We start from the raw sequence: 24,046 nt of genomic DNA on the forward strand, positions 1-24,046 counted from the left end.
AACATAATCCCCCTTTCGCATCCGTCTATTATAACGTGAAAAAATGAACAAACTTTTTTCAGTTCTATGACAGTTGAAAGAAGGGGGTAAAAATACTCGATTACCTTTCTTCTCCAAAAAGCTCTTTACGCATCGCTTCACGAGTTGTTTCCACTGCCAGCATGATTTCTTCCTTGCTAGCCTGATCGATATGAATTCCTACAATAGTGGTCACGGTACATTTTTTATGCTCACAAGCTAAGCTCGCACATTCAATCGCCAGTTGATCTTCCTTATGGCCAGGTAATGTTATAAGCTCTACTTTGACTTTCTCATCCTGCCAGTAAGCTGTAGCTACTGCACCAATATGTACCACGCCTCCACCGATCAGATAGACGATATCATCCCCCATCATCTGTCGTCTTACTTCTATGTTATACGGTCGTTCCTTCATTACGTATCCCTCCCTCTTTTCTCATGAAGTGCTATTATAATCTGCTTTTCAATAAAGTAACAAATTCTGTATCCACTGGTTTCAATGCTTGTCCATTCTCCCTCACACCAGTACCAAAATGGACTTCCCTCACACCCGTTTCTTTCGCAAAAGTAGGCACGGTATCTATCGTTAAACCAGCCCCTGCCAAAATGGTTAGGTGTGTAGAAGTAGTTCGCTCTACCAATGTTTTAATCTGATCCACCGCATGTAGCGCACTTGACTGGCCACCAGATGTTAAGATGTGATCAATCTGTTTATAACCAAGTAATTGTTCAAGCGCTTCTAGTTGGTTTTCTACCTCATCAAAAGCTCGATGGAATGTAACATGCATGTCACCAGTTTCTTCTAATAAAGTCTCTAATGCCCGGAAATCAATTTGATTATCTCGTGTTAAAGTCCCAAGAACCACACCTGTCGCACCTAATTCGCGGATGATTTGTATATCTTGTTGCATCACTTTTATATCATCTGACGTATATACAAAGGATTGGCTATGAGGACGCACCATCACATGTACAGGGATTTTCACCTGATTGACCACATTTTTTATAAGACCATAGCTAGGAGTAAGCCCTCCTTCCACAATACCTGTAATTAATTCCAATCGATCTGCTCCACCTGCTTCTGCTCGTTTCGCATCATCTAATGTTGTTGCAATTACTTCGAGTATCATGCTGCCTTCGCTCCTTTTGGTACATTCCATTCATTATTACTTTTACTTTAGCATGTGTAATGACTGGATGCATCAAAAACGGTAAGGCATCTCAGGCCTTACCGTTCTCGTTCTTATGGATATAAACGCTATCTTAGATGTTTTTTTGGATGCTTACAGCTTCTCAATCTCATCCTTTAACGCTTCGGATTGAGTACCAAACACAATTTGCACACTGCCTTGCCCCAGACGCATCATACCTACTGCACCTAATTGTTTTAAAGCCGTTTCGTTGACCTTCTGATCATCTACCAGTACCAGACGCAATCGGGTAATGCAAGCATCTAGGCTCTTGATATTTTCTTTACCACCAATGTTTTCCAAAACCTTCTCTGCTTTTTCTCGCATCGAAGAGATTGTTCCTACGGCTCCTTCACTACCAGCCGCCACCTCTGTTTCAGCTGAAAGGAAGGATTCCTCTTCACGACCCGGTGTTTTCAAATTAAATTTTACAATAACAAAGCGGAATAAGAAGTAATATACTATCCCAAACGCTAAACCAATTGGAATTAACAATAAGGGATTCTGTGACCATTTATAGTTTAGTGCATAATCAATAAAACCAGCTGAGAAACCAAAACCCAATCGCATGCCTAACAAAATGGTTATAACTCCGGCAATCCCCGTTAAAATCGCATGGATGAAATATAACACGGGAGCAGCAAACATAAAGGCAAATTCTACTGGTTCTGTTATCCCTGTCAAAAAGGCTGTAATAGCCGTACTCAAAAAGATAGAGGCAATAGTCTTACGATTCTCAGGTTTAGCCGTATGCACGATAGCAAGCGCGATTGCAGGTACAGCAAACATCATAATAGGGAAGAATCCGGTCATGAATAGCCCCGCCGATTTATCACCTGCAAAGAAACGATGCAAATCACCTTTTACCACATCGCCTGCCGCATTGGTAAAAGTACCAATTTCAAACCAAGCAATCGTATTTATAATATGATGCAAGCCAGTTGGAATCAACAGACGGTTAAAGAAACCAAACAGACCAGAGCCCACAGCTCCTAGACTAACAATCCAGTTGCCAAACGTGCTAAGTGCTTCTTGTACAGGACCCCAAATCATTCCAAGCACTAAACCTAAAATCACCATAGAAAGAGAAGTAACAATTGGTACAAAACGTTTCCCACTAAAGAACCCTAACCAATCTGGTAGCTTAATATTATGATACTTCTTGTAAAAATAAGCAGCGACTAAGCCTGCTGTTATCCCCCCAAGCACGCCCATATCTAGCTTCATGTCATCTGGGATGTACAAAAATATGATAGGAACAACAGCTAATACCTTTTTTAATACCAAATAAGCAATAACTGCAGCTAATGCTGCTACCGCGTCACCGGCCAAGCCTATTCCCACACCAACAGCGAAAATCAACGGGAGGTTCTCCTTATGAAAAATAGCATCCCCACCAGCCGCGAGAAGCGGCTTAATGTACTGATTTAAAAATTCTCCAAACCCACCTAGATGAAAATCAGTCACATAGTTGATATCCCCTAAGCGAAGCATGATAGCTGCAGCCGGCAATACAGCTACCGGAAGCATTAAAGCTTTCCCAATCTTTTGTAAAAAAGCAAGCATGATGATTCCCCCTTACACATGAATGATATGTGAACGTAGGTTTCCTCTAGGTTGCCTGACTTGTTGCTCCTACTGAACTACCAATAAAAAGATTACAAAAAGAAAAACCTTTTCTACAAGCTATTACCGTACTACACGATCAGACCATCGTTCTTTCTATCTTTCTAGTAGGTCTAGTTGTGAGTAGCATTTGCAAGTAGATAAGGTTATCAGTGTTTACTTATTTTATATAATTGAATATTATGATAAATATTACGAAAGGATAAGGCAGGACCCTCATCGGATCATGCCATCCTTGTCGTGCTATGTTCATTTACGATTTGTTACAGTTTTTTAATCTCATCTTTTAGAATTTCAGATTGTGTACCAAAGACTACCTGCACACTACCTTGACCCAGACGCATAACACCTGCTGCACCTAGTTGCTTCAGGGCTGCATCATTTATTTTTTGATCATCGTTTACTACCAAGCGCAAACGAGTAATACACGCGTCAATGTTCTTGATATTTTCTTTACCACCGATGTTTGCTAAAACTTTTTCCGCTTTTTCCTTCATAGCATCGTTACCTTTAGCAGTACCACCATCTGTTGCCGCTACGAAATCATCTTCACGACCTGGAGTTTTCAGGTTAAGCTTCGTAATCATAATACGGAACAAGAAGTAGTAAATCACGAAGGTAGCAAGACCGATCGGCCAAAGCAGAAGTGGTTTTTGCGACCATTTAAAGTTAACAAGATAATCAATAAGACCAGCAGAGAACCCAAAGCCTAGACGTACGCCCAATTCAACAATGATAAATCCAATAACACCTGTTAAAACAGCATGGATACCATATAGTAATGGAGCAGCGAACATGAATGCGAATTCTACTGGCTCAGTAATACCTGTCAAGAACGCTGCGATTGCTGTACTTAAGAAGATGGATGCAACCGTTTTACGATTTTCAGGCTTCGCTGTGTGTACGATAGCGAGTGCGATCGCTGGCATTGCGAACATCATGATTGGGAAGAATCCTGTCATGAATAGTCCAGCAGATGGATCGCCCGCGAAGAAGCGGTTTAAGTCACCTTTTACAATCTCACCAGCTACATTTGTAAAGGTTCCAATTTCAAACCAAGCTATCGCGTTAATTACATGGTGCAAACCGAATGGAATGAGTACACGGTTAGCGATACCAAAGATACCAGTACCTACAGCCCCCATGCTTACAATCGTATTACCAAATGAATTAAGCGCCTCTTGTACAGGACCCCATATTAGACCACATAATAGACCTAGAATTACCATGGAAGAGGATGTAACGATTGGAACAAAACGTTTACCACTAAAGAATCCTAACCAATCTGGAAGCTTGATATTGTGGTATTTGTTGTAGAAGAAAGCTGCCAATGCACCAGACATGATACCACCAAGTACACCCATATCCAATTTCATTGCATCATCAATGAAAGAGAATGCACCTGGAACCGCTTTCAACACATTAAGTAAAACCAATTGTGCGATTACAGCTGCTAGAGCTGCAACTGCGTCTCCTGCCAAACCAATGGCTACCCCGACAGCAAAGATTAAAGGTAAGTTATCAAAAATGGCAGAACCACCTGCTGCTAGGAATGGAGCAATGTAATTATTTAAGAATTCGCCTGTTGTGCCCATGTTAAAATCTTTAACATAGTCAATTGCTCCAAAACGTAGCAATAGGGCTGCAGCTGGCAACGTTGCGACTGGAAGCATCAAAGCTTTACCAATCTTTTGAAGAAAAGCCAACATATCGTTTCCTCCTCTGATGTTATATATGAGTAGTGAAACCTCATGGCATGCATAAGGTTTCACATCATATCGCTTGTTGTACTTGCACAAAGGTTTTAGCCTTGAAGAACGGCTTTTCTTGATTCAGTTTGCAATGGCAATAAGTCAGCCGTTGCGCGATCGACCAATAAGGTCAAATTGGGATGTAGCTGTAAGATTGATACAGGTACTTGGGGATCTACCGTGCCTGTGAACAAATGACGTACAGCTTCAGCTTTACTCTTGTCGTTTACGATCAACAGGACATGGCGAGCTTTCATGATGCCACCAATACCCATAGTCACCGCTTGTTTAGGTACCTCGGATTTATTGTTAAAGAAGCGAGCATTTGCTTCGATGGTTTCAGGTGCTAGTTCCACCACATGAGTAGATAGCGTGAACGCTTGATCTGGTTCATTAAAACCAATGTGTCCATTATGACCAATACCCAAAATTTGGATATCTATGCCACCTGCTTCTTTCATTGCCTTCTCGTAACGGGTACATTCTACCTTTGCATCAGAAAACATACCTGATGGGATATTCGTTTGCTCTTTTTTAATATCTACATGAGAGAACAAGTTATCCCACATAAAGTAACTATAGCTTTGATCATGATCAGCTGTCAGTCCTACGTATTCATCCAGGTTAAACGTTGAGATTTTGCTAAAATCAATGTTTCCTGCTTGGTACATACTGATTAACTCTTTATACATGCCTATCGGCGTGCTTCCTGTAGCCAAGCCAAGTACGGATGTCGGCTTTTGTTTTAGCTGCTCCGCCATTATTTCAGCAGCTTTTTTACTTAGTTCCTGATAATTTTCAGATACGATTACTCTCATGTCTTATCCCTCACTATCCACTAGATGTGATTGTTTCTCTCTTCATGATGTATAGTTGCTCTTGATAGGATTAGGCTTTAAGGGTTACTTCAAGAACTTTGTCCTGACCACGCGATACTGAAGCACCTACAAAGTGTTTCATGCTTTCTACGGCATCGCTGTTTGTAATAATGATTGGTGTGATCGCAGGATAGCCCGCTTTTTTAATGATATCTAGATCAAATTCAATCAGAGTATCGCCCGCTTTGACATTTTGGCCCGTCGTTACTTTCGCAGAGAACCCTTCGCCGTTTAAGTTAACGGTATCGATACCAATATGCATCAAGATTTCAGCTCCATCAGCTGTCTGCAAACCGATTGCGTGTCCTGTGTTAAACAAATGAACTACTTCCGCGTCAACAGGTGCTACCAACACGCCTTCAGTTGGTTCGATAGCCAAACCGTCACCAGCAATTTTTTGAGAGAATACAGGATCTGGTACTTCTTCTAAGTTAACTGCCTTACCTGTTAGGGGTGCTAGCAGTAGAGTTGGTTGAACTTCTTTTTTACGAGAAAATAATTTACTAAACATGTTGATCCTCCTTAGGTGTTCACTGACTTTATCAATAGAAAAGGCATGAGCATAGAAAACGGATGCCTAAACAAATTGATATCGTTTAGGATGCTCCATCTTCCACTGCTCATGCCTAGTCGAACTAGTAACACGCTGTGAAAAGATAATCATTCTTTTTTGTCTTTTACTAATTGAAACAAACGGAACAAATGCATAGCCATGTATCCGACCTCGTCATCTGGCACTTTAACCTCTAACTTTAGTGAGATAAGCTCTCCTAATTGTGAGGCCAGTTCATACGCCTCTGGAAGCATCGTTTTTACGCGATCCAACAAGGGATTTTCTATTGTTTTGCCTTCCTTCAATCGTTCCAGAACGAAGCGGAAATGCGTAATCATTCGAGTATAGTGTAAGCTTTCCTTTGTTACCTTCAAGGTTAAACTCTCTTCCACCATTTGGATCATCTCAAGGATGAGGTTGGTATGCTTCACTGTCTGCGCTACTGGGATGTAGCTAACAGCCGAGTGAATATGCAACGCCAAGAATCCAATTTCACTTTCTGGAACAGAAATAGTGAATGCATCTTCGATTAGGGCTGCCGCTCGTTCAGCGAGGACGAACTCTTGCGGATACAACGCCTGAATCTCGAACAGGAAAGGGTTTACAATTTCCATACCACTTGACAAGCGATGCACAGCAAACTGGATATGGTCAGGTAAAGCAACATGAATCAATTCATTAATATCAGGCGTCATTTCATCGCAAACCCATGAAATGATCTCTTCAGCAATATCAATAACCAACTGGTCAATTTGAGTCAAAAGGGATTGAAACTGATTTAAATGAAGCTCATTTTCCATTCGAAAGCGCTTCTCAATACGTTCATCATTCTTCGCAATCGTATAGCCTGCTTTTTGCCCAAACCCAAGACCTTTGCCAAGCAAGATCACTTCTGTATTCACAGTTGGATCGCTTACCAAGACGACGTTATTACTTAAAATTCGACTTATGTTATAATCTTGGCTTTTGTACACGCAGACACCACCATAGGTCAGAATTACGAACTTGTAATGAGAATCCCTGCGTATCCTGCAACAGATAAAAAGTCAAAAAAGAGCCAACATCAGATTTTCTCCACGAAAAAACAAGAAAGAAAAATCCTTTGTGGCTCATGCCTGTTTATAACAGTAACACGCCTGTAAACGCATTATTCGCTTCATGTACATTTTACTATAAAGTTGATAAAAGTCAATCATAACTTATCATTTTTATGAATTAGCCGAGAACACTCGTGATTTTAATCATGAGATGAATCTCGGACAAAGCGTGTCTTCTGACACGTTACTTGTCCGACTACTTCTTTGAATAACTAACAAGAACAGGTATACTAATCTTGTACAGATTGCTCATTGAAAACTGAATGTATGGGGTTGCCATAAGGAATGCTTTGTGGCGTAAAACATTCAAGCACCTTCGTCCTCTCTGACCGAAAAGCGAAAACCAAGCAGTAGGTCAGAGAGAAGAGTCCAACGTACACTTTTTTTCAATAACCGTAGGGACTACGGGGATAGCCTGCTAATTCTCACTTCGTTGGATGTGATAGCGCAGGAATCTCGTGGCTTTAGCCATGAGAGGTTCAAAGGACCTTCTATCTAACCATATGCCTTAGTGAAGCCTCACTCGTTTGTTTCCCCATTTTCTATCCCAATAAGGCAAGACAAACCGATCTAAGCCAAAGTAGCCAGCATTACGGCCTGCTACTAAGATAAAGGTGGTTAATAAAACCAAATAAGGATTAACACTTACCGTACCACTAAATAAAAATGCATAATTCATGATAATTCCCATGAGTCCAGAGAATGTAGTTAATAGTCCTAATAGTAGAGCAAGCCCTACCAACACTTCTGCCCAAGGGATTAAGAAGTTGAAAAAGGAAGCACCGGGTAACGCTATATTTTCAAGAAAGGCAGCCCACCAGCCTTGTACAGCAGGGTGGTCACCACCAGCTTTTGCAATTGCACCTTTTAAGAAGCCTTCTGTTGCAAATCCCCCACCACTTAGCTTACCCCAACCAGAAACAAGCCACGTATAGCCTAAATAAAGACGAACTAACAACAAAACAACGGAAGCACTCTGAGATTGTCGTAGCCAAGTTACCATACACACCACTCCTTTTTTCTCTATAAAAAATCTGGTTACTGCTGAAATAATTTTTTCGTCATTACCGATAAGCACTATTTACTAATAATCTTTTAGACTCACGTCTTCCGCACCAATCAGTTCTCTTTTCCTACTGTTAAGCTTAGCTGCTCGCTGACTTAACTCCGTCAACTGTAACAAAATATTGGTTTTAATGGTTATATTCTGCACAGATAGAAATATTCCCTCTATTTCCCAATAGGCTTCTCGTAGCATTTCATGTATCAAGTGAATTGTAATTCCATGATGAAAGCTTGGATTCGTACTATCATTTCCGTTCAGATACATCGGTTCTACTTGATCGCTTACTTTTTGTATTTCCAGCTGAATCATTCTAAAGGACTGGTCGCACTCATGCCAGATGGTGGCAGATTGCTCCATCAATTGCTTCACAGTTTCCTTCATAGCCAAGGAAGCTCCATCGTTGTGTTTTATTATCTGCTCACTGTTCAACACAGTCTCCTTGGCCAATCGCTGTGTTTCTTTTGTTATTTTAGAAATGTCTAGCATGATTTTTTCTAATGCCTGAAAATCATAATCACATTTTTGACTATTCGCATCATTCAATAGATTATTCCTCGTTTGACACTCCATTCGTATAATAGTTTCTCCCTTCCTAACTTCTTGTATATACGTTATGTATCGAATTTTCTGCCGAACAAAAATAGGGTCATTTTACACAAAAATAAAAAACACCAGGTGCATTCACCTGGTGTTTCGTCTTTATTCATCGCTGTAAGCTTCAAGGATCATGTGTTTTCTATTTTTTGATTAATTCCAGATCAACCGGAATAAATTCATCTACCTTTTCACCCTTGGCTACCTTAATAGCAGTCTCTACAGCTTTTTTACCGATTTCTGCTGGTTTTTGAGCAACAGTTGCTGTCAATTTTCCATCTTTAACAGCTGCCACTGCATCCTCGGTAGCATCAAATCCTACGACTTTCACTTCTTTCAAACCAGCTGCTTCTAAAGCTTGTAGGGCTCCCAAAGCCATTTCATCATTGTGGGCAAAAACAGCTTGGATGTCCTTGTTGCCTTGCAAAATATTTTCCATAACACTCATGCCTTTTGCACGATTGAAATCTGCTGGCTGAGTAGCTGTTACTTTTAGACCATCTTTATTGTCTACCGCATTGTGGAACCCTTTGCCTCGATCACGTGCTGCAGAGGAGCCCGGAATACCTTCCAACTCAATCAGGTTTCCTTTACCACCAAGAGAATCCATGATGAACTGGCCAGCCATTTCTCCGCCTTTTACGTTGTCGGAAGCAATGTGTGACGTTACTTTACCACCTTCTGCAGCACGGTCGACAGTAACGACTGGGATGTTTGCTGCGTTTGCTGATTCAACCGCTGTGGAAATGGCTGCACTATCGGTTGGGTTAACCAAAATGACATCTACTTTTTTCTGAATGAGATCCTCAACCCCGCTAATTTGTTTAGCCGTATCATCTTGGGAATCCACGACGATCAGATTAACCCCAGCCTCTTTGGCTGCCTTTTCTGCTCCTTCTTTTAGCGTGACAAAGAATGGGTTATTTAATGTAGAGATAGAGAGTCCAATGGTGACTCCTTCTTTCTTCGCATCAGATGCTGGCGTCTTGCTATCCTCTAAGCTGGATTGAGTCGAACAGCCTGCTAGTACAGATAAAAGCATTGTGGATGCCAAAGCTACTTTCACGTACTTCTTCATGATGAAATCTCCCCTTTTACTCATTATTATTTTTTAGAACGGTCCAACAAAACGGCAATCAGGATGACTGCCCCTTTAGCCACCAGTTGATAGAAAGATGATACATTCAACAGGTTAAGACCGTTATTCAACACACCGATAATCATGGCACCGATCAAGGTACCAACAATCCAGCCTTTACCACCAGAGAGACTGGTTCCCCCCAGAACGACTGCCGCGATGGCATCTAGCTCATAGGACGTACCTGCCGTTGGTTGGGCAGAGTTAAGACGTGAGGTCAAAATAATACCTGCTAAGGATGCAAACAACCCGCTGATAGAATACACCCAGATTTTTACCTTAGTGGTGGAAATTCCTGATAATCTGGTTGCCTCTTCATTGCTCCCTAAAGCGTATACATGACGACCAAATGTCGTATGTTTTAAGATGAAATACAACACGATAAAGGAAAGTAACATCCAGATAACCGGCATCGGAATTTGTAAAAAGAAGCTTTTCCCTACCATTCCGAAGCTATCTGGTAAACCTGTAATTGGTTTTCCCTCTGTATAAACAAGCGTCAATCCTCGGAACACGGTCATGGTTGCCAGTGTTGCGATAAATGGAGCTACATTGCCCTTTGCTACTAAAAATCCATTGAAAGCACCCATTACTAGACCTGCCAACAGTCCAACCACGATTGCTAAGAACGGATCGCTACCGCTGGCCATCATCCCCGCTGACAACGCGCTTGATAAAGCCAAAGTAGAACCTACTGATAAGTCAATCCCACCTGTTAAAATAACGAAGGTCATTCCAAAGGCAATCAGAGCATTAATTGACACTTGGCGTAATACATTAAAAATGTTACTTACCGTTAGAAAATCGGAGCTGACGATAGACAATATGATGACCAGCAGCAACAGACCTAATAACGGACCCATCTGTTGCAAAAAATTCCCTTTTAATTTAAGCGCTGGTTTCGCTTGTGCTTGCATGTGAATGACCTCCCCCTGTTGCCGCGTGCATAATGATTTCCTGAGTGGCTTCTTCTCGTGAGAACTCACCCGTCATTTTCCCCTCATGCATAACGATAATTCGATCGCTCATTCCCAGTACCTCGGGCAATTCCGATGAGATCATGATGATCGCTACTCCTGCTTGTGCCAAACGGTTCATCAAGTCATAAATCTCTTTTTTTGCTCCTATATCCACTCCACGCGTCGGTTCGTCTAAAATTAAAATTTTAGGAGTAGCTGCCAGCCATTTTCCAATGACAATTTTTTGCTGATTACCACCACTCAACGAACCAACTTTCTGCTCGCTGCTATGCGTTTTGACCAACAGCTTTTTAATCGTATCGTCTGCTAATTGCTGTTCCTTCTGCTTGTGAAGGACCCCCATAGATGAGAGGCTGGACAGATTAGGTAATGCTATATTTTCCCGAACGGATAAGGAAAGTACCAAGCCTTCTTCTTTTCGGTCTTCTGTTACGAAGGCAATTCCTGCCGCGATCGCATCTTTCGGCTTTTTTATGCTCACAGGCTTGCCTTCTACCTTAATACTTCCTGAATCCAGTCGTTCGAGTCCAAAAATGGCTTTGGCCACTTCCGAGCGTCCCGCCCCCATTAATCCGGCAAATCCCAATATTTCGCCAGCTTGTACTGTAAAGGAGACATCAGTCAGTTTTCCTTTGATCGACAAATGATCTACTCGCAATTTTTCTTCACCGAGAGTCACTTCCACTTTTGGAAAGCGGTCCGTAATTTCCCGACCTACCATCATTTTAACCAGCTCATCCATGTTAGTCTCAGCTGTTACTTTCGTGCCAACATACTGACCGTCACGAAGAACCGTGATACGATCGCTGACCTGAAAGATTTCCTCCATCCGATGCGAGATGTAAATCATACCTACTCCTTTGTTCTTGAGGGCAAAAATAACTTCAAACAATGCATCGATTTCACGATTGGTAAGAGCTGCGGTTGGTTCGTCCAGTACTAGGATGTCCGCTTGTAATGAAAGCGCTTTAGCGATTTCGATCATTTGTTGCTGACCAACAGATAAATCGCCCACTCTTGTATCGGGATCAACTTGAATACCCAATTGATCTAAATATATCTTTGCTTCCTGACGGAGCTTTTGCCAATTGATAAATTTCGTTTTTCCATACGTAAATTCGCGTCCCAAAAAGATATTTTCGGCAACTGTTAAATGTGAAATTAAATTCAATTCTTGATGAATAATTCCAATTCCCAGCTCAGCTGCCAGTTTCGTGGTCATCTCTGGTACAAGCTGACCCTTTACTGTGACAGTGCCGCTATCTTTGGTATAAATACCGCCAAGGATTTTCATGAAAGTAGATTTACCTGCTCCATTCTCACCCATTAGCGCTACCAGTTCACCTGGGCGCACCGTCAATTCAACCTGATCGAGCACTTTGACACCGGGAAACGACTTGCAGATCCCCTTCATTTCTAACAATAAATCTGTCATACGTTCACACCGCCTTTAAAAAGTAACTCCAGCTTCTAAAATCACATTGGCATATGGCGTGCATTCTCCGGTACGTATGATCGCTTTCGCTTCATTCGTCCGTTTTTTAAATTCTTCATGACTCACTACGCTTTCTTCTACATTTGGGAGCTCTTGCTTCATTTTTTCATAAAGAGCGGGGCTAACTTCGCTCATCTCTTTTGCATAATGGATACGCTCCACCTGCATTTCTGCTAAAATTACTTGCAATACATCCAGAAAGCTTGGAAGACCTGCTTTGAGAGCTAAGTCTATTCGTTGTACACCATCTGGGATCGGCAGGCCAGCATCGCAAATCACAATGCGGTCTGTGTGTCCCAGCTTACTGATAATAGCGGAAATGTCACTATTCATGATGCCAATTTTCTTCATGTTTCTCACCCTTTAGCTGTGCAGTAATTTTCTAAGCTGTAACTGTCACGGTCTTAAACTGTCGCGACTTACTTGTAAGCTATCACTTGGATTGAAAAGCTAGTACATCCTTCATTGTAGGCATTCCATTTTGTGCCCCCAATTTAGTCACGGCAAGCGCTGATACAACACTTGCAAACGCAACTGCTTCTGGAATGGTTTGTCCAGAGGCTAGTGCATAGGCAAGACCTGCGTTATAAGAATCTCCGGCTCCTGTGGTATCTACGACTTGCACTTTATGACTAGCGATCGTTCCAAATGTCTCACCATCCATTAAGTAGGCAGAACCTATGGACCCAAGTGTGGTAATGACGTGTTTAACTCCTTTTGCATGGAGTGCTTTCATGGCGACAGGTAGAGTAGCTACTTGGTCTGCTTTCGCTCCCTCATGTGCCGTCTCCGTTAATAGATACAATTCCGATTCGTTGGGCGTCATGACATCAACGTAACCAAATAATTCGTCAGGAAGCTGCTGCGCTGGCGCTGGATTTAAGATGACCATCTTGCCAGCTTCTTTTGCCAGCTTTGCCGCATAAACAACCGTCTCTATAGGAATCTCCAATTGCAACAACACGATATCTGCCGCCTTCACCGTATCAGCATGTAAGTCAACATCTGCTGGAGAGGTATGGGCATTGGCACCTGCTACCACAATAATTTGGTTATCCCCTTCTGCTAACAAGATAGATGCGATGCCAGTCGGCACATTTTCAACATGTTTTATCGTGTTGACTTGGATTCCTTCCTGTTGCATCGCCTTATCAAGCGAATCTCCAAACGCATCTCTTCCCAAAGAACCAATCATCGAAGTTTGGGCACCTAGACGCGCGGCGGCGACCGCTTGGTTGGCGCCTTTTCCACCGGGGATAAAATGAACGTTATCTCCACTAATCGTCTCTCCCATTTTGGGCTGACGCGGTGCTTCCACTACAACATCCATGTTAAGGCTGCCAATGACAGCTACTCGCGGTTGTCTCATGCTAATGGCTCCCTCCTGGTTGAACTGCGCTCAATAAAAGTAGGTTCTAGTTCATATACTTTCGGTAAAGGTTTCGTATTTTCTATTTGCTGGGTTAAAGTAAGTGCTGCTAGCTCTCCCATCTCATAGATCGGTTGAGCTACCGTTGTTAATTCTGGGATAGTCATGGAAGCTAGTGCAATGCCATCAAAACCACATACCACTACATCTTCTGGCACCCTTCTCCCTAGTTGGTTTAATCCTTTTAACACCCCAATGGCCATCAAATCATTTCCAACAAAAATGCCATCAATATCTGGATGTCTTCTCAGTAGTTCTTTAACCGCTTCCTGTCCCCCATTTAATTGGAAGTAGCCAGGCTCCATTAAGCTTGGCGAATACCAGGATAATCCTTGGACGCTTTCTTCATAAGCAAGCATTCTCTCTCTGGCAGTTATTAATTCTTGTGGGCCATAGATATGTCCAATTTTACGACACCCCTGCTCAACTAAATGAGCAACAGCTTCCTTCGCTCCCGCATAATTGTTACATCTGATTACAGAGCAATGTTGATTCTCTGGAGCGCGATCCATGACCACTAAGGGAATCTGATCCTGTTGCATCTTTTGGATATCTTCACTGCTTAAGGTTTGCGAAGCAATGATGATACCATCAATATATTTTCTCTTAAGAACCTCTATATATGTTTTTTCCTTTTGCCCCTGATCATCAGAGTTACATAGGATGACCGTATAGCCCAATTCTCTAGCTTTATCTTCTACGCCACGCGCCATTTCTGAAAAAAAAGGGTTCGTAATGTCCGGCAAGATAAACGCAATCGTACTGGTCCGTTTACCCGCCAATCCTCGCGCTACCGAGTTGGGTTCATACTGAAGCTGTTGAATTGCCTTTTCAACTTTGCGAGCTGTTTCCACATTCACATAGCCCGTTTTGTTGAGCACACGTGAAACAGTTGCTACAGAAACACCTGCCAGCTTTGCTACATCGCGAATCGTTGCCATCATGCGTCACTCCACATTCGTAACCATCTAATGTGTAACCGGTTTCACACTAAATACATAAAATCATATAAATATTGGAAACAAAAGCATAAAATCTCGTATTGTTCAGTTTATTCAAAACTGTAACCGGTTTCATAACCTTACAACACAAATATACTCGCTCATGGATAGGGTGTCAAGAGAAAGTGAATAATGGTAGAAACTGCTTTCAGTAGCTACCATCTATCCAATAAAATATCGAATGATAAAAATACAGTTACATATAAAACAAACAAAAAAGGAGCGTACCCGCTCCCTATATTACTCATGAAAATGCTTTATTCAGACTATTCATTAATCCAAGATAGAGCTACTGTACCTTGCCCAGCATGTGCACCAATCGTTGAACTAATTGGCCCAATAATAACTTCTAAATCGTGATATTTCTCGTTGATTCGCTTTTTTAGAGCTTGTGCTTTTTCTAATACGTTCCCATGCAAAATCTGTACATCCTTAATGGTTTGTTTCTGCATCGCTTGATCGAGTTGGTCTAGCATGCGAACAATAGCTTTATTTTCTGTTCGGATTTTTTCATACACTTCAAATATGCCGTCTCTAATACGAATAATTGGTTTGATCTGAAGGAGATTGCCTACAAAGAACTGTACTCCATTCATTCGTCCTCCACGATAAAATTGATCAAGACTCCCAAGTAAGATATAGCTTTCTGCTTTATCAGCTACGTGACGCAACGATTTAGCGATTTCCACGGGTGAAGTCCCCTTCTTCGCCATTTCCATTCCTTGTAAAATCATATGTGTAATCGGATAGGACATGGTTTTCGAATCTACTACTTCTACTGGAAACTCCGCCATCGTTGCAGCGCTATGGCTAGCATTAAGTGTACCACTTAGTTTACTAGATACGTGAACAGCGATCGCACAATCATATTTTTGTTTTAGGGTCTCATATAGCTCCACAAATTTGCCTAGCGAAGGTTGTGAGGTCTTCGGAACTTCTCGTGTGTTCTCTATTTTTTCGTACATTTGCTCCGGCGTCATATCGATGCCATCGCGGTAGGTTCCGTCGGTGAAAATAATTTCGAGTGGCACGACGTAAATATCGTGCTTCTCCCGAAGGTCAGCCGGTATATAAGCCGTACTGTCAGTTACCCAGGCAATTTGTTTTTTCACTGAAACGCTCCTTTATGTTCAAGAGATATAAGTAAGATTATATATCCTTCTCTCGCAGTTTCCTATTACCTATTTCTTATAGGAGTGAACACTTTCGTTCATAATGTTCACAATTTGAAAATGGATTTTTATTAGGTGTTTTGTTAAGTTCATTTGAATTTATTAAAAGCCCTATGAAAGATGAGCTCTGTCTTCTTACATTAGTTCATTGTTCCAATTTTTGCGAACTTGCCATTGTTATGCACCTGATTTTGAATGTATTGTCGTATTTATGCTTCTGTGTGTTCGCTAACCGTTGCCACAAAATAAGAAGGATTCCAAAGATTCCCTCCCCATAGCTTCTTTTTAAGCTGGGGAAACTCTTTAAATAGCAACCTTGCCGAAACGCCTTTTAACGCTTTGATGATACTCGGAATTGAATGTTGCGGACTACAATCAATCATGAGATGAACATGATCACAATCACTTTCGATTTCTGAAATCGTGAAATCATTGTCTGTAGCAAGCTGATTCAGTATTTCTTTTAATCTTGTATCTACATCTCCAAGCAACACTTTATGGCAATATTTTACACACCATACAATATGGTATTGGATAGAGTACACATTTCCCCTGCCATGTTATTCACCTCAATGATAGGATAGCACATGTCAAAATAAATTATTCTGTCTAAATATCAGCGTTTTTATTGATCACCAAGTCAACATATGTCGGACAATTAACATGTCAGAAGACACGCTTTGCCCGAAGCCGATTCATCTCAACCTGCTGGGGAAGTAGTTGTATTAGCGCATGTGAAAATCCCACATTTTCTCACATGAAAAACCTCATGAGTTTATCATTTAGTACTGTCCTGCACAAACACCTGATAGTCCGGTTTTTTCATATCCTTTTCCTAGTGATCATTATTGGCTTCTCTCATGCAAAAAGACATCAATCCTCTTTTTGAGAATTGACGTCTTTTATCCGGACTTGTTGTTACTATTTTTTACTCATACATCACTTTTCCATCTTGTACCACAATCTGCCCGTTTTTCACAACCGTTTTGACATGATTAATGCCAAAGTGGTAAGGCAAATAGTTGAGGTTATCCGCATCATAGATAACCAAGTCCGCTTGTTTACCTACCTCTAGACTACCAACCTGCTCTGCACGTCCAATGGCATGGGCGGCATTTATCGTCATGGCCGTCAGTACTTCCTCCGGCGTTAGTCCAAGATTTAGGCACCCCAGTGTCATGACGAGTTGTAAAGACTCTGTAGGTGAACTGCCCGGATTGTAATCAGTGGAGAGTGCAACAGGTACACCTAGCTCGATCATTTTTCTTGCACGAGCATGTTTCGTCAGTCGAAGATTAAAGGAAGTAGCTGGCAAGCAAACTGCTACAACACCTGCTTCTTTCATCGCCTGCAAGCCTTCATCACTTGCGGCTAACAAATGTTCAGCGGAAATGCAGCCTAGCTCTGCGGCTAATTCTGCTCCACCCAACGGCTCAATTTCATCTGCATGCAGCTTCAGTCCAAAACCGAGCTTACGGGCTGCCTGCATAATGGCTCTGGATTGTTCAACACTGAACACCCCATGCTCACAAAAAACGTCACAGAACTCAGCCAATCCAGCACGTTTTACTTCAGGTAGCATCTCGTTAATGACCAAAGCAACATATTCATCTGTTCGGCCCTTATATTCCGTTGGTACTGCATGCGCTCCCATAAAAGTAGAAACCAAATCGACCGGATGCGCTTCCTGTAATGTACGGGTTACGCGGAGCTGCTTTAGTTCTTCTTCTACACTAAGTCCATAACCGCTTTTTGCTTCTACTGTAGTTGCCCCGAATTGTAGCATTTGATCCAGACTCTTTTTCGCCTTCAGAAAAAGCTCCTGCTCCGTAGCCGCACGAGTAGCACGCACAGTACTTAAAATGCCCCCACCCTGTTCTAAAATTTCCAGATAGCTTGCTCCGTTTAATTTGAGAGACAATTCATGTTCCCGTGAGCCACCATGGACAAGATGCGTATGCGGATCGACTAGGCCAGGTGTAACGAGTTTGCCGTCAGCATCCCACTCATTTCGAATGACAGAACCTTGGATTTGTTGCCAAACGTCCTGTTCCCTTCCGACAGCCACGATTCGTCCATCTGCTATGGCTATCGCCCCATCTTGAACCAATCCGATTTCTTTCATCTCAGCTCCACAACGTGCCTGAGCTGGCCCAGCCATAGTAACGAGCGTTTTGATGTTATGAACGAGCAAGTCGATTTGCGACATCCTGCTTCCCCTCCTATTTACCAATTGCTCCTTTTTGCCTTTATTAAATGTCTAGCATTGGTACTCGTACTCCGCGCTCTTTTGCAGTTTCAACTGCCAAATCATAACCTGCATCAGCGTGGCGGATAACTCCCATACCCGGATCGGTTGTAAGTACACGTTTCAGTCGTTCTTCTGCTTCCAGGGAACCATCTGCCACAACTACCATTCCAGCATGCAAGGAATAACCCATGCCTACACCGCCGCCATGATGCACGGATACCCAACTAGCTCCCGCTGAAGTATTTACCAACGCATTTAAAATCGCCCAGTCTGCTACCGCATCACTGCCATCCTTCATGGCTTCCGTCTCACGATTAGGAGAAGCAACCGAACCGCAATCTAAATGATCTCGTCCAATAACAATTGGTGCAGAAATCTCTCCGCTTCGCACCATTTCATTAATGGCAAGCCCCATTTTGACACGTTCTCCATATCCCAGCCAGCAGATACGGGCTGGCAAGCCTTGGAATACTACTTTTTCTTGAGCCATGGTAATCCAGCGACGGAGATGTTCATTCTCTGGGAATAGCTTTAACACAAGTTCATCTGTTTTATAGATATCTTCTGGGTCACCTGACAAAGCTGCCCAACGGAAAGGCCCTTTTCCCTCGCAAAATAATTGGCGAATATAGGCTGGTACAAAGCCTGGGAAGTTGAAAGCATCTTTTACTCCTTCATCAAAAGCAACCTGACGAATATTATTGCCGTAATCGAAAACGATCGAACCTGCCTTTTGCAAATCAAGCATTGCCTGTACATGGGTGGCCATTGAGCTTTTTGCCAATCGGATGTATTGATCTGGGTCACTCGCTCTCAATGCTAACGCATCATCTAATTCATAACCAGTTGGTACATATCCATTCAATGGATCATGTGCAGAAGTCTGATCAGTGACGAATTCAGGGGTTAAGCCACGTGTAGCCATCTCTGTGAAAATCTCTGCGGCATTGCCGACCAAACCGATGGACAGTGCTCTGCCTTCGTTCTTCGCTTCTGTCGCCATCTCCCATGCTGCATCTAAGTCACGTACCATTACATCGCAGTAGCGAGTATCAATGCGCCGTTGAATGCGAGTAGCGTCAACATCAACTGCGATGACCACCCCTTCGTTCATTGTGACAGCTAACGGTTGAGCTCCACCCATTCCACCCAAACCTGCTGTTAGTGTTATCGTACCTTTCAGTGTGCCGTTATTATGCTGGCGTGCGGCTTCTGCGAAAGTCTCGTATGTCCCTTGCAGAATTCCTTGTGTTCCAATATAAATCCAGCTACCTGCTGTCATTTGTCCGTACATCATTAAGCCTTTTTGATCTAATTCTCGGAATGTCTCCCAATTTGCAAATGCAGGAACCAGCATAGAGTTAGACAACAACACACGTGGAGCTTGAGTATGTGTACGGAATATTCCCACCGGTTTACCCGATTGAATTAACAACGTTTCGTCTGCTTCCAATTCTTTTAAGCATTCAACGATTTTGTCAAAACTAGCCCAGTTACGTGCTGCTTTGCCAATGCCACCATATACAACCAAATCTTCGGGACGCTCTGCAACCTCTGGATCCAAATTGTTCATGAGCATGCGTAAAGCCGCTTCCTGTTCCCAGCCTTTCGCACTTAACTCATTGCCACGTGGAGCTCGCACTACTCTTTTGTTGGTTGATGTCATCTTACATTCCCCTTTCGTATAGGCAAACATTTCTTACAAACACAATGGGATCTCTAGTTGTGAATTCGATTGGCATATCCTGCTAAAAAAGTCAAAATCGTATATAAAGAAGCTCGTACCGTTGCTCGCCGCAGATCCTGCAACGTGTCAACACAGACGATATCAAAGCCTTTTACCTTAGGATGAATCCTTAGTAAATAGACGGCATAACAATTGCCACGTGGTCATTCCAGCGGGTACCATCGCGGGCACTCCTGGCGCATAGAATTGATCTAGCACATCCATATCGACAGTCACATAGATGGCTTCTGTTCCATTACCAAGATGTTACTCTCTATAACTACGTGATTTTTCCCAAAAAACTGTTTATTTTCTTCATTTTAACGGAAAGTGCTTACGATTCATCTAGTGTAATTTGCGAAAAACTAGCACAATCTTGCTGTGCGATATTCACGTGGACTCATATTCATTTGCTTTTTGAACAAACGACTAAAGTAATTAGCATCTTCAAATCCTAATTCAAAAGCAATTTCTTGGATAGATAAATCTGTTGTTTCTAAATAGATAACAGCTTTTTTCAGCTTAATTCGATGAACATACTCAATAAAGCTGTATCCCGTCTCTCGTTGAAAAAGATGGCTAAAATAATAAACACTCAAACAGCAATTTTGTGCTACTTCTTGCAGTCTTACTTTTTTGCTAACATGTTCCTTCAAATAAGTAATCGCCTTGCGAATCACTGGTGAATATCTTTTCATGTCCAGTTGTTCCACTTGTTGAACTAAGCTTATGCTATACCGCTCCACTTTTTGTAAGAAGGTATCGTAGCGAATCGTTTTATAGAGGTCCTGAATGAATCTCGCATTCTCGGCTAAAATGGTCGAAGCATCTGCACCGAGCTCCAGCACCGTCCTCGCCATAGCTGTTATTACTTCTACCACTTCCGATTGAAAGCTCTCCACATCCTGATGCTCCATAATCGTCATGTTATGTAGTAATGTATGCAAGGCTTCGATGGTAGCTCGTTCATCACCAATTCTCACACTGGCAATGACATCTGCGCGATTCTTGCTCGGTATGGAGGGATTTTTTCCACTTTTGCTTGCCCTATCTTGCTTCGCCGTTGTTGGTAATATCAACTGATTCCCTTGGAAAAAACGATCTTTTAAAGCCATCTGTGCTTCTTCATAAGAATGTTGCATGAAAAGCGGATTCTCATAAGCGCTCCCAATACCAATGGAGACCGATATCCCTTTTTCATCGGCATGTTGAACAATCTCAGAAGCTATCTGACGAGCCTTTTGATCAGCAGTAGCCTGTAGTTTGCACCCATCATCTAACAACTCAATCAGAACCACAATAACCCCTTCTGAAACCCAGCACCACACAAATGGAACAGACAAAGCTTGATTCAACACCTCAAGTAATTGCTGTCCAATCTTTTGCCGCCAGACGAAAGGATAGCTTGTAGCCAAATCAGGATAACGATCGAGAGATACCACCAGTGCAAGCTCAGGATGAATTGTCATCTGTAACTGCTGCTGTCTCATCGTAAACTCTGCTTCATGTACTATTGTCCCTGCTATTAATTCATGGGCAAATGTTGCCTGTATAGCTGCTACTTGTTGCTGAGTTAGCATTGAGTTCCTCCTTTTATCCCTGTGTTTCAAACAGGTAGAAAAATAGGCGATCATTCCGTATATGCTATCGGAATTGACCGCCCATCCTTTTATTACGTTGTTTTTTCTATGACGTTTCTCTACTGTCGTTTACTCTCGATCCAATAGGGATGCACCAGCAATTCCCGGATGCGTCATTTCATAAGGATCTAAAATAATATCGAGTTCTTCTTCTGTTAACACATTATAATCCAAGCAAAGCTCACGTACTGATCTGCCAGTTAGTGTCGCCTCTCTTGCAATACGTGCTGCTGGTTCATAACCCAAATGCGGATTTAGTGCAGTAATAATTCCCACGCTATTTTCTACATATTGGCGGCAACGCTCTATATTTGCTTCAATACCTTCCAGACAATTCTTCTGGAACGCTGTAAATACATTATTCATAATAGTCAAGGACTGAATCAGGTTAAATACTAGCACAGGCCCCATCACATTTAACTCCAATTGACCTGCTTCAGACGCCAGACAGATCGTGTGGTCGTTCCCGATTACTTGGAATGCCACTTGATTAACCACCTCTGCCATCACTGGGTTTACTTTGCCTGGCATAATCGAAGACCCCGGCTGACGAGCAGGTAAGCTAATCTCACCCAATCCAGCACGTGGGCCGGATGCTAGTAAGCGTAGATCATTAGCAATTTTAGACATATTGATCATGCAAACTTTTAGAGACGCAGACACCTCTGTATAAGCATCAGTGTTTTGCGTAGCATCCACCAGATTCTCTGCACTAACCAGTGGTAATTCGGTCAACTCCGCAAGAATTTTAACTACGCGATCAATATAGATTGGATCGGCATTTAGACCCGTTCCTACTGCTGTTGCTCCCATGTTTACTTCATAAAGGTGCTGACGTGTTTGCCCAATTCGTTTAATATCTCGATCCAAAACACGGCTATATGCTTCAAATTCTTGGCCCATACGAATAGGAACGGCATCCTGCAAATGAGTGCGGCCCATCTTAATAATATGGTCAAATTGCTTTGCTTTATCTGAGAAGGCATCCCGCAATGACTCCATGGTGCCTAGCAACTGATTGATTAAACGCAGAACGGCAATATGAACGGCAGTTGGAATTGCATCATTCGTTGATTGCGCTTTGTTTACATGCGTATTTGGGCTAAGTGTAAAATAATCGCCCTTCACGGCACCCATAATCTCCAACGCACGATTGGCAATCACTTCATTTGCATTCATATTAATAGAAGTGCCCGCACCACCCTGGATGGGATCGACAATAAATTGCTCATGCCATTTGCCATCAATCAATTCTTGAGAAGCTTGTACGATTGGATCACCTAATTTGGAATGAAGCTGTTTTACTTCCATATTGGCTAGAGCGGCTGCTTTTTTTACATAACCTAGCGCTTTAATTAGTTCACCATCGATACGATATCCTGTGATCGGAAAATTCTCTACAGCACGCAATGTTTGAATGCCATAGTAAGCATGCAATTGTACCTCTTTTGTTCCAAGAAAATCTTTCTCCTGACGTGTTTCTTGAATGATACTCATCGTTAGTCCCCCGTCTATGATCGCTCATACAGAGCCGTATTCATTGTCAGTTCACTCTTGTATCTATCATATACCAGTTTGCCTCATTCCAACAGGTCTGACCATCTGAAATTGTGCAAAAAGGTAAAAAAGCAAAAAACCGATAAGCCATTGCTCACCGGTTTCTCTCAAGACTCATTTATTTCTGTTACAGCGCAAACATCTTCTGTAGCGCTTCTTCATTTACATAGTTACCAACCAAGAAGATACCGAACTCACCATAACGAGCACTTACTTCATCGAACCTCATTTCATATACAATGTGTTTCAATTCAATTGGATCATGAGCAAACAAAGTAACGCCCCATTCCCAATCGTCATAACCCACAGAACCACCAATAATTTGTTTAATCTTACCGGCATACTTGCGACCAGTCAAACCGTGAGTTTGCATCAATTCGCGACGCTCGTCCATCGTCATTGAATACCAGTTATCTTTTTCTCCACGTTTCTTGTTCATAGGGTAGAAGCAGAAGTGATCCCATTTTGGCAAAATTGGATATAAACGCTCACGCACATGCGGATTCGCTTTAGGATCTTGACCAGGGTTGTTCACATAGTTGCTTAACTCTACCACGGAAATATAAGAGTAATCCGTCTTTGTATAATCGGCAAAACGGGTTTTGTTTATCGCTGTTTTTAACTCATCCAACTCACCCATTGTTGGGCGTAGGAAGATAAAGCATAAATCAGCTTTATGTCCAAGCACAGAATACACAGCCGTGCTACCATCAGTCTCGGATTCTGCATCATTCCATACGCGCATTAAGGAAGTTAGTTCGTCAAGGGCTGCTTGGCGATCCTCGATAGATGCTTTTTTCCATTTTTCCCAGTTGATCTTACGGAAGTCATGATAGGTAAACCATCCTTCCAACGTGAGCAATGCTTCATTGGCTGACATGTGA

General features: G+C 42.2%; 22 protein-coding genes and 1 pseudogene. All 23 read right to left on the bottom strand.

The window, feature by feature from the left end; genetic code table 11:
* Nucleotides 1–100 precede the first annotated feature (100 nt).
* On the bottom strand, nt 101–433 hold the full coding sequence (locus EEL30_01810; protein ID QDX91225.1) for a hypothetical protein: 333 nt from the start codon (nt 431–433) through the stop codon (nt 101–103).
* A gap of 34 nt (nt 434–467) precedes the next feature.
* The gene (locus EEL30_01815) at nt 468–1,148 is read right to left on the bottom strand and encodes a copper homeostasis protein CutC (GenBank protein QDX91226.1); all 681 of its coding nucleotides are present in this window, start codon (nt 1,146–1,148) and stop codon (nt 468–470) included.
* 153 nt (nt 1,149–1,301) lie between these two features.
* The gene (locus tag EEL30_01820; protein ID QDX91227.1) at nt 1,302–2,774 is read right to left on the bottom strand and encodes a PTS sugar transporter; all 1,473 of its coding nucleotides are present in this window, start codon (nt 2,772–2,774) and stop codon (nt 1,302–1,304) included.
* 323 nt (nt 2,775–3,097) lie between these two features.
* A complete protein-coding gene (locus EEL30_01825) occupies nt 3,098–4,543 on the bottom strand; it encodes a PTS sugar transporter (protein QDX91228.1) in 1,446 nt (481 codons plus the stop codon).
* Between the two features lie 95 nt (nt 4,544–4,638).
* Nucleotides 4,639–5,403 carry a glucosamine-6-phosphate deaminase gene (gene nagB, locus EEL30_01830; protein ID QDX91229.1) on the bottom strand — a complete coding sequence of 255 codons (765 nt, stop codon included), beginning with the start codon at nt 5,401–5,403 and terminating at the stop codon, nt 4,639–4,641.
* Nucleotides 5,404–5,473: 70 nt separating this feature from the next.
* Nucleotides 5,474–5,974 (bottom strand): PTS glucose transporter subunit IIA, encoded by a 501-nt coding sequence (locus EEL30_01835; GenBank protein QDX91230.1) that lies wholly within the window; start codon nt 5,972–5,974, stop codon nt 5,474–5,476.
* A 149-nt stretch (nt 5,975–6,123) separates the two neighbouring features.
* Complete coding sequence (locus EEL30_01840) at nt 6,124–6,990, bottom strand: PRD domain-containing protein (GenBank protein ID QDX91231.1); 867 nt, start codon at nt 6,988–6,990, stop codon at nt 6,124–6,126.
* Between the two features lie 631 nt (nt 6,991–7,621).
* On the bottom strand, nt 7,622–8,116 hold the full coding sequence (locus tag EEL30_01845; GenBank protein QDX91232.1) for a DoxX family membrane protein: 495 nt from the start codon (nt 8,114–8,116) through the stop codon (nt 7,622–7,624).
* Nucleotides 8,117–8,197: 81 nt separating this feature from the next.
* Nucleotides 8,198–8,749, bottom strand: coding sequence for a hypothetical protein (locus tag EEL30_01850; GenBank protein ID QDX91233.1), 552 nt, complete (start codon nt 8,747–8,749; stop codon nt 8,198–8,200).
* A gap of 166 nt (nt 8,750–8,915) precedes the next feature.
* Nucleotides 8,916–9,851 (bottom strand): ribose ABC transporter substrate-binding protein RbsB, encoded by a 936-nt coding sequence (gene rbsB, locus EEL30_01855; protein QDX91234.1) that lies wholly within the window; start codon nt 9,849–9,851, stop codon nt 8,916–8,918.
* 26 nt (nt 9,852–9,877) lie between these two features.
* Nucleotides 9,878–10,828 (bottom strand): ribose ABC transporter permease, encoded by a 951-nt coding sequence (gene rbsC / locus EEL30_01860; GenBank protein QDX91235.1) that lies wholly within the window; start codon nt 10,826–10,828, stop codon nt 9,878–9,880.
* Nucleotides 10,800–12,326: a sugar ABC transporter ATP-binding protein gene (locus EEL30_01865; protein ID QDX91236.1), complete on the bottom strand. Its 1,527-nt coding sequence runs from the start codon at nt 12,324–12,326 to the stop codon at nt 10,800–10,802. Before EEL30_01865 ends, rbsC begins: the two co-directional genes overlap by 29 nt.
* Nucleotides 12,327–12,341: 15 nt before the next feature.
* Nucleotides 12,342–12,737 (bottom strand): D-ribose pyranase, encoded by a 396-nt coding sequence (locus EEL30_01870; protein ID QDX91237.1) that lies wholly within the window; start codon nt 12,735–12,737, stop codon nt 12,342–12,344.
* Nucleotides 12,738–12,819: 82 nt separating this feature from the next.
* The gene (gene rbsK, locus EEL30_01875; protein ID QDX91238.1) at nt 12,820–13,755 is read right to left on the bottom strand and encodes a ribokinase; all 936 of its coding nucleotides are present in this window, start codon (nt 13,753–13,755) and stop codon (nt 12,820–12,822) included.
* The gene (locus EEL30_01880; GenBank protein ID QDX91239.1) at nt 13,752–14,756 is read right to left on the bottom strand and encodes a LacI family transcriptional regulator; all 1,005 of its coding nucleotides are present in this window, start codon (nt 14,754–14,756) and stop codon (nt 13,752–13,754) included. Before EEL30_01880 ends, rbsK begins: the two co-directional genes overlap by 4 nt.
* A gap of 326 nt (nt 14,757–15,082) precedes the next feature.
* Nucleotides 15,083–15,928 (bottom strand): DegV family protein, encoded by an 846-nt coding sequence (locus tag EEL30_01885; GenBank protein ID QDX91240.1) that lies wholly within the window; start codon nt 15,926–15,928, stop codon nt 15,083–15,085.
* 269 nt (nt 15,929–16,197) lie between these two features.
* Nucleotides 16,198–16,533 carry an IS200/IS605 family transposase gene (tnpA, locus tag EEL30_01890; GenBank protein QDX91241.1) on the bottom strand — a complete coding sequence of 112 codons (336 nt, stop codon included), beginning with the start codon at nt 16,531–16,533 and terminating at the stop codon, nt 16,198–16,200.
* Between the two features lie 383 nt (nt 16,534–16,916).
* Nucleotides 16,917–18,197, bottom strand: a complete 1,281-nt coding sequence (locus tag EEL30_01895; GenBank protein ID QDX91242.1) for an imidazolonepropionase — start codon at nt 18,195–18,197, stop codon at nt 16,917–16,919.
* 43 nt (nt 18,198–18,240) lie between these two features.
* Nucleotides 18,241–19,905, bottom strand: a complete 1,665-nt coding sequence (gene hutU, locus EEL30_01900; GenBank protein QDX91243.1) for a urocanate hydratase — start codon at nt 19,903–19,905, stop codon at nt 18,241–18,243.
* Between the two features lie 53 nt (nt 19,906–19,958).
* Nucleotides 19,959–20,190: pseudogene (locus EEL30_01905) on the bottom strand (hypothetical protein).
* A 140-nt stretch (nt 20,191–20,330) separates the two neighbouring features.
* Nucleotides 20,331–21,545 carry an AraC family transcriptional regulator gene (locus EEL30_01910; protein ID QDX91244.1) on the bottom strand — a complete coding sequence of 405 codons (1,215 nt, stop codon included), beginning with the start codon at nt 21,543–21,545 and terminating at the stop codon, nt 20,331–20,333.
* A gap of 129 nt (nt 21,546–21,674) precedes the next feature.
* Nucleotides 21,675–23,102 carry an aspartate ammonia-lyase gene (aspA, locus tag EEL30_01915; GenBank protein ID QDX91245.1) on the bottom strand — a complete coding sequence of 476 codons (1,428 nt, stop codon included), beginning with the start codon at nt 23,100–23,102 and terminating at the stop codon, nt 21,675–21,677.
* Nucleotides 23,103–23,289: 187 nt separating this feature from the next.
* Complete coding sequence (locus EEL30_01920; GenBank protein ID QDX91246.1) at nt 23,290–24,042, bottom strand: heme-dependent peroxidase; 753 nt, start codon at nt 24,040–24,042, stop codon at nt 23,290–23,292.
* Between the last annotated feature and the right edge of the window lie 4 nt (nt 24,043–24,046).

It is taken from the genome of Brevibacillus laterosporus (genome assembly GCA_007833815.1).
Taxonomy (GTDB): domain Bacteria; phylum Bacillota; class Bacilli; order Brevibacillales; family Brevibacillaceae; genus Brevibacillus_B; species Brevibacillus_B laterosporus_D.

Bases quoted from the DNA above. Each gene is read 5' to 3' on its own strand.
- EEL30_01815 (QDX91226.1), bottom strand. From the start codon at position 1,148: ATGATACTCGAAGTAATTGCAACAACATTAGATGATGCGAAACGAGCA.
- EEL30_01845 (QDX91232.1), bottom strand. From the start codon at position 8,116: ATGGTAACTTGGCTACGACAATCTCAGAGTGCTTCCGTTGTTTTGTTG.
- EEL30_01820 (QDX91227.1), bottom strand. From the start codon at position 2,774: ATGCTTGCTTTTTTACAAAAGATTGGGAAAGCTTTAATGCTTCCGGTA.
- EEL30_01865 (QDX91236.1), bottom strand. From the start codon at position 12,326: ATGACAGATTTATTGTTAGAAATGAAGGGGATCTGCAAGTCGTTTCCC.
- EEL30_01870 (QDX91237.1), bottom strand. From the start codon at position 12,737: ATGAAGAAAATTGGCATCATGAATAGTGACATTTCCGCTATTATCAGT.
- EEL30_01810 (QDX91225.1), bottom strand. From the start codon at position 433: ATGAAGGAACGACCGTATAACATAGAAGTAAGACGACAGATGATGGGG.
- EEL30_01910 (QDX91244.1), bottom strand. From the start codon at position 21,545: ATGCTAACTCAGCAACAAGTAGCAGCTATACAGGCAACATTTGCCCAT.
- EEL30_01850 (QDX91233.1), bottom strand. From the start codon at position 8,749: ATGGAGTGTCAAACGAGGAATAATCTATTGAATGATGCGAATAGTCAA.
- rbsC (QDX91235.1), bottom strand. From the start codon at position 10,828: ATGCAAGCACAAGCGAAACCAGCGCTTAAATTAAAAGGGAATTTTTTG.
- nagB (QDX91229.1), bottom strand. From the start codon at position 5,403: ATGAGAGTAATCGTATCTGAAAATTATCAGGAACTAAGTAAAAAAGCT.
- EEL30_01880 (QDX91239.1), bottom strand. From the start codon at position 14,756: ATGGCAACGATTCGCGATGTAGCAAAGCTGGCAGGTGTTTCTGTAGCA.
- EEL30_01920 (QDX91246.1), bottom strand. From the start codon at position 24,042: ATGTCAGCCAATGAAGCATTGCTCACGTTGGAAGGATGGTTTACCTAT.
- rbsK (QDX91238.1), bottom strand. From the start codon at position 13,755: ATGAGACAACCGCGAGTAGCTGTCATTGGCAGCCTTAACATGGATGTT.
- rbsB (QDX91234.1), bottom strand. From the start codon at position 9,851: ATGAAGAAGTACGTGAAAGTAGCTTTGGCATCCACAATGCTTTTATCT.
- aspA (QDX91245.1), bottom strand. From the start codon at position 23,102: ATGAGTATCATTCAAGAAACACGTCAGGAGAAAGATTTTCTTGGAACA.
- hutU (QDX91243.1), bottom strand. From the start codon at position 19,905: ATGACATCAACCAACAAAAGAGTAGTGCGAGCTCCACGTGGCAATGAG.
- EEL30_01825 (QDX91228.1), bottom strand. From the start codon at position 4,543: ATGTTGGCTTTTCTTCAAAAGATTGGTAAAGCTTTGATGCTTCCAGTC.
- EEL30_01895 (QDX91242.1), bottom strand. From the start codon at position 18,197: ATGTCGCAAATCGACTTGCTCGTTCATAACATCAAAACGCTCGTTACT.
- EEL30_01835 (QDX91230.1), bottom strand. From the start codon at position 5,974: ATGTTTAGTAAATTATTTTCTCGTAAAAAAGAAGTTCAACCAACTCTA.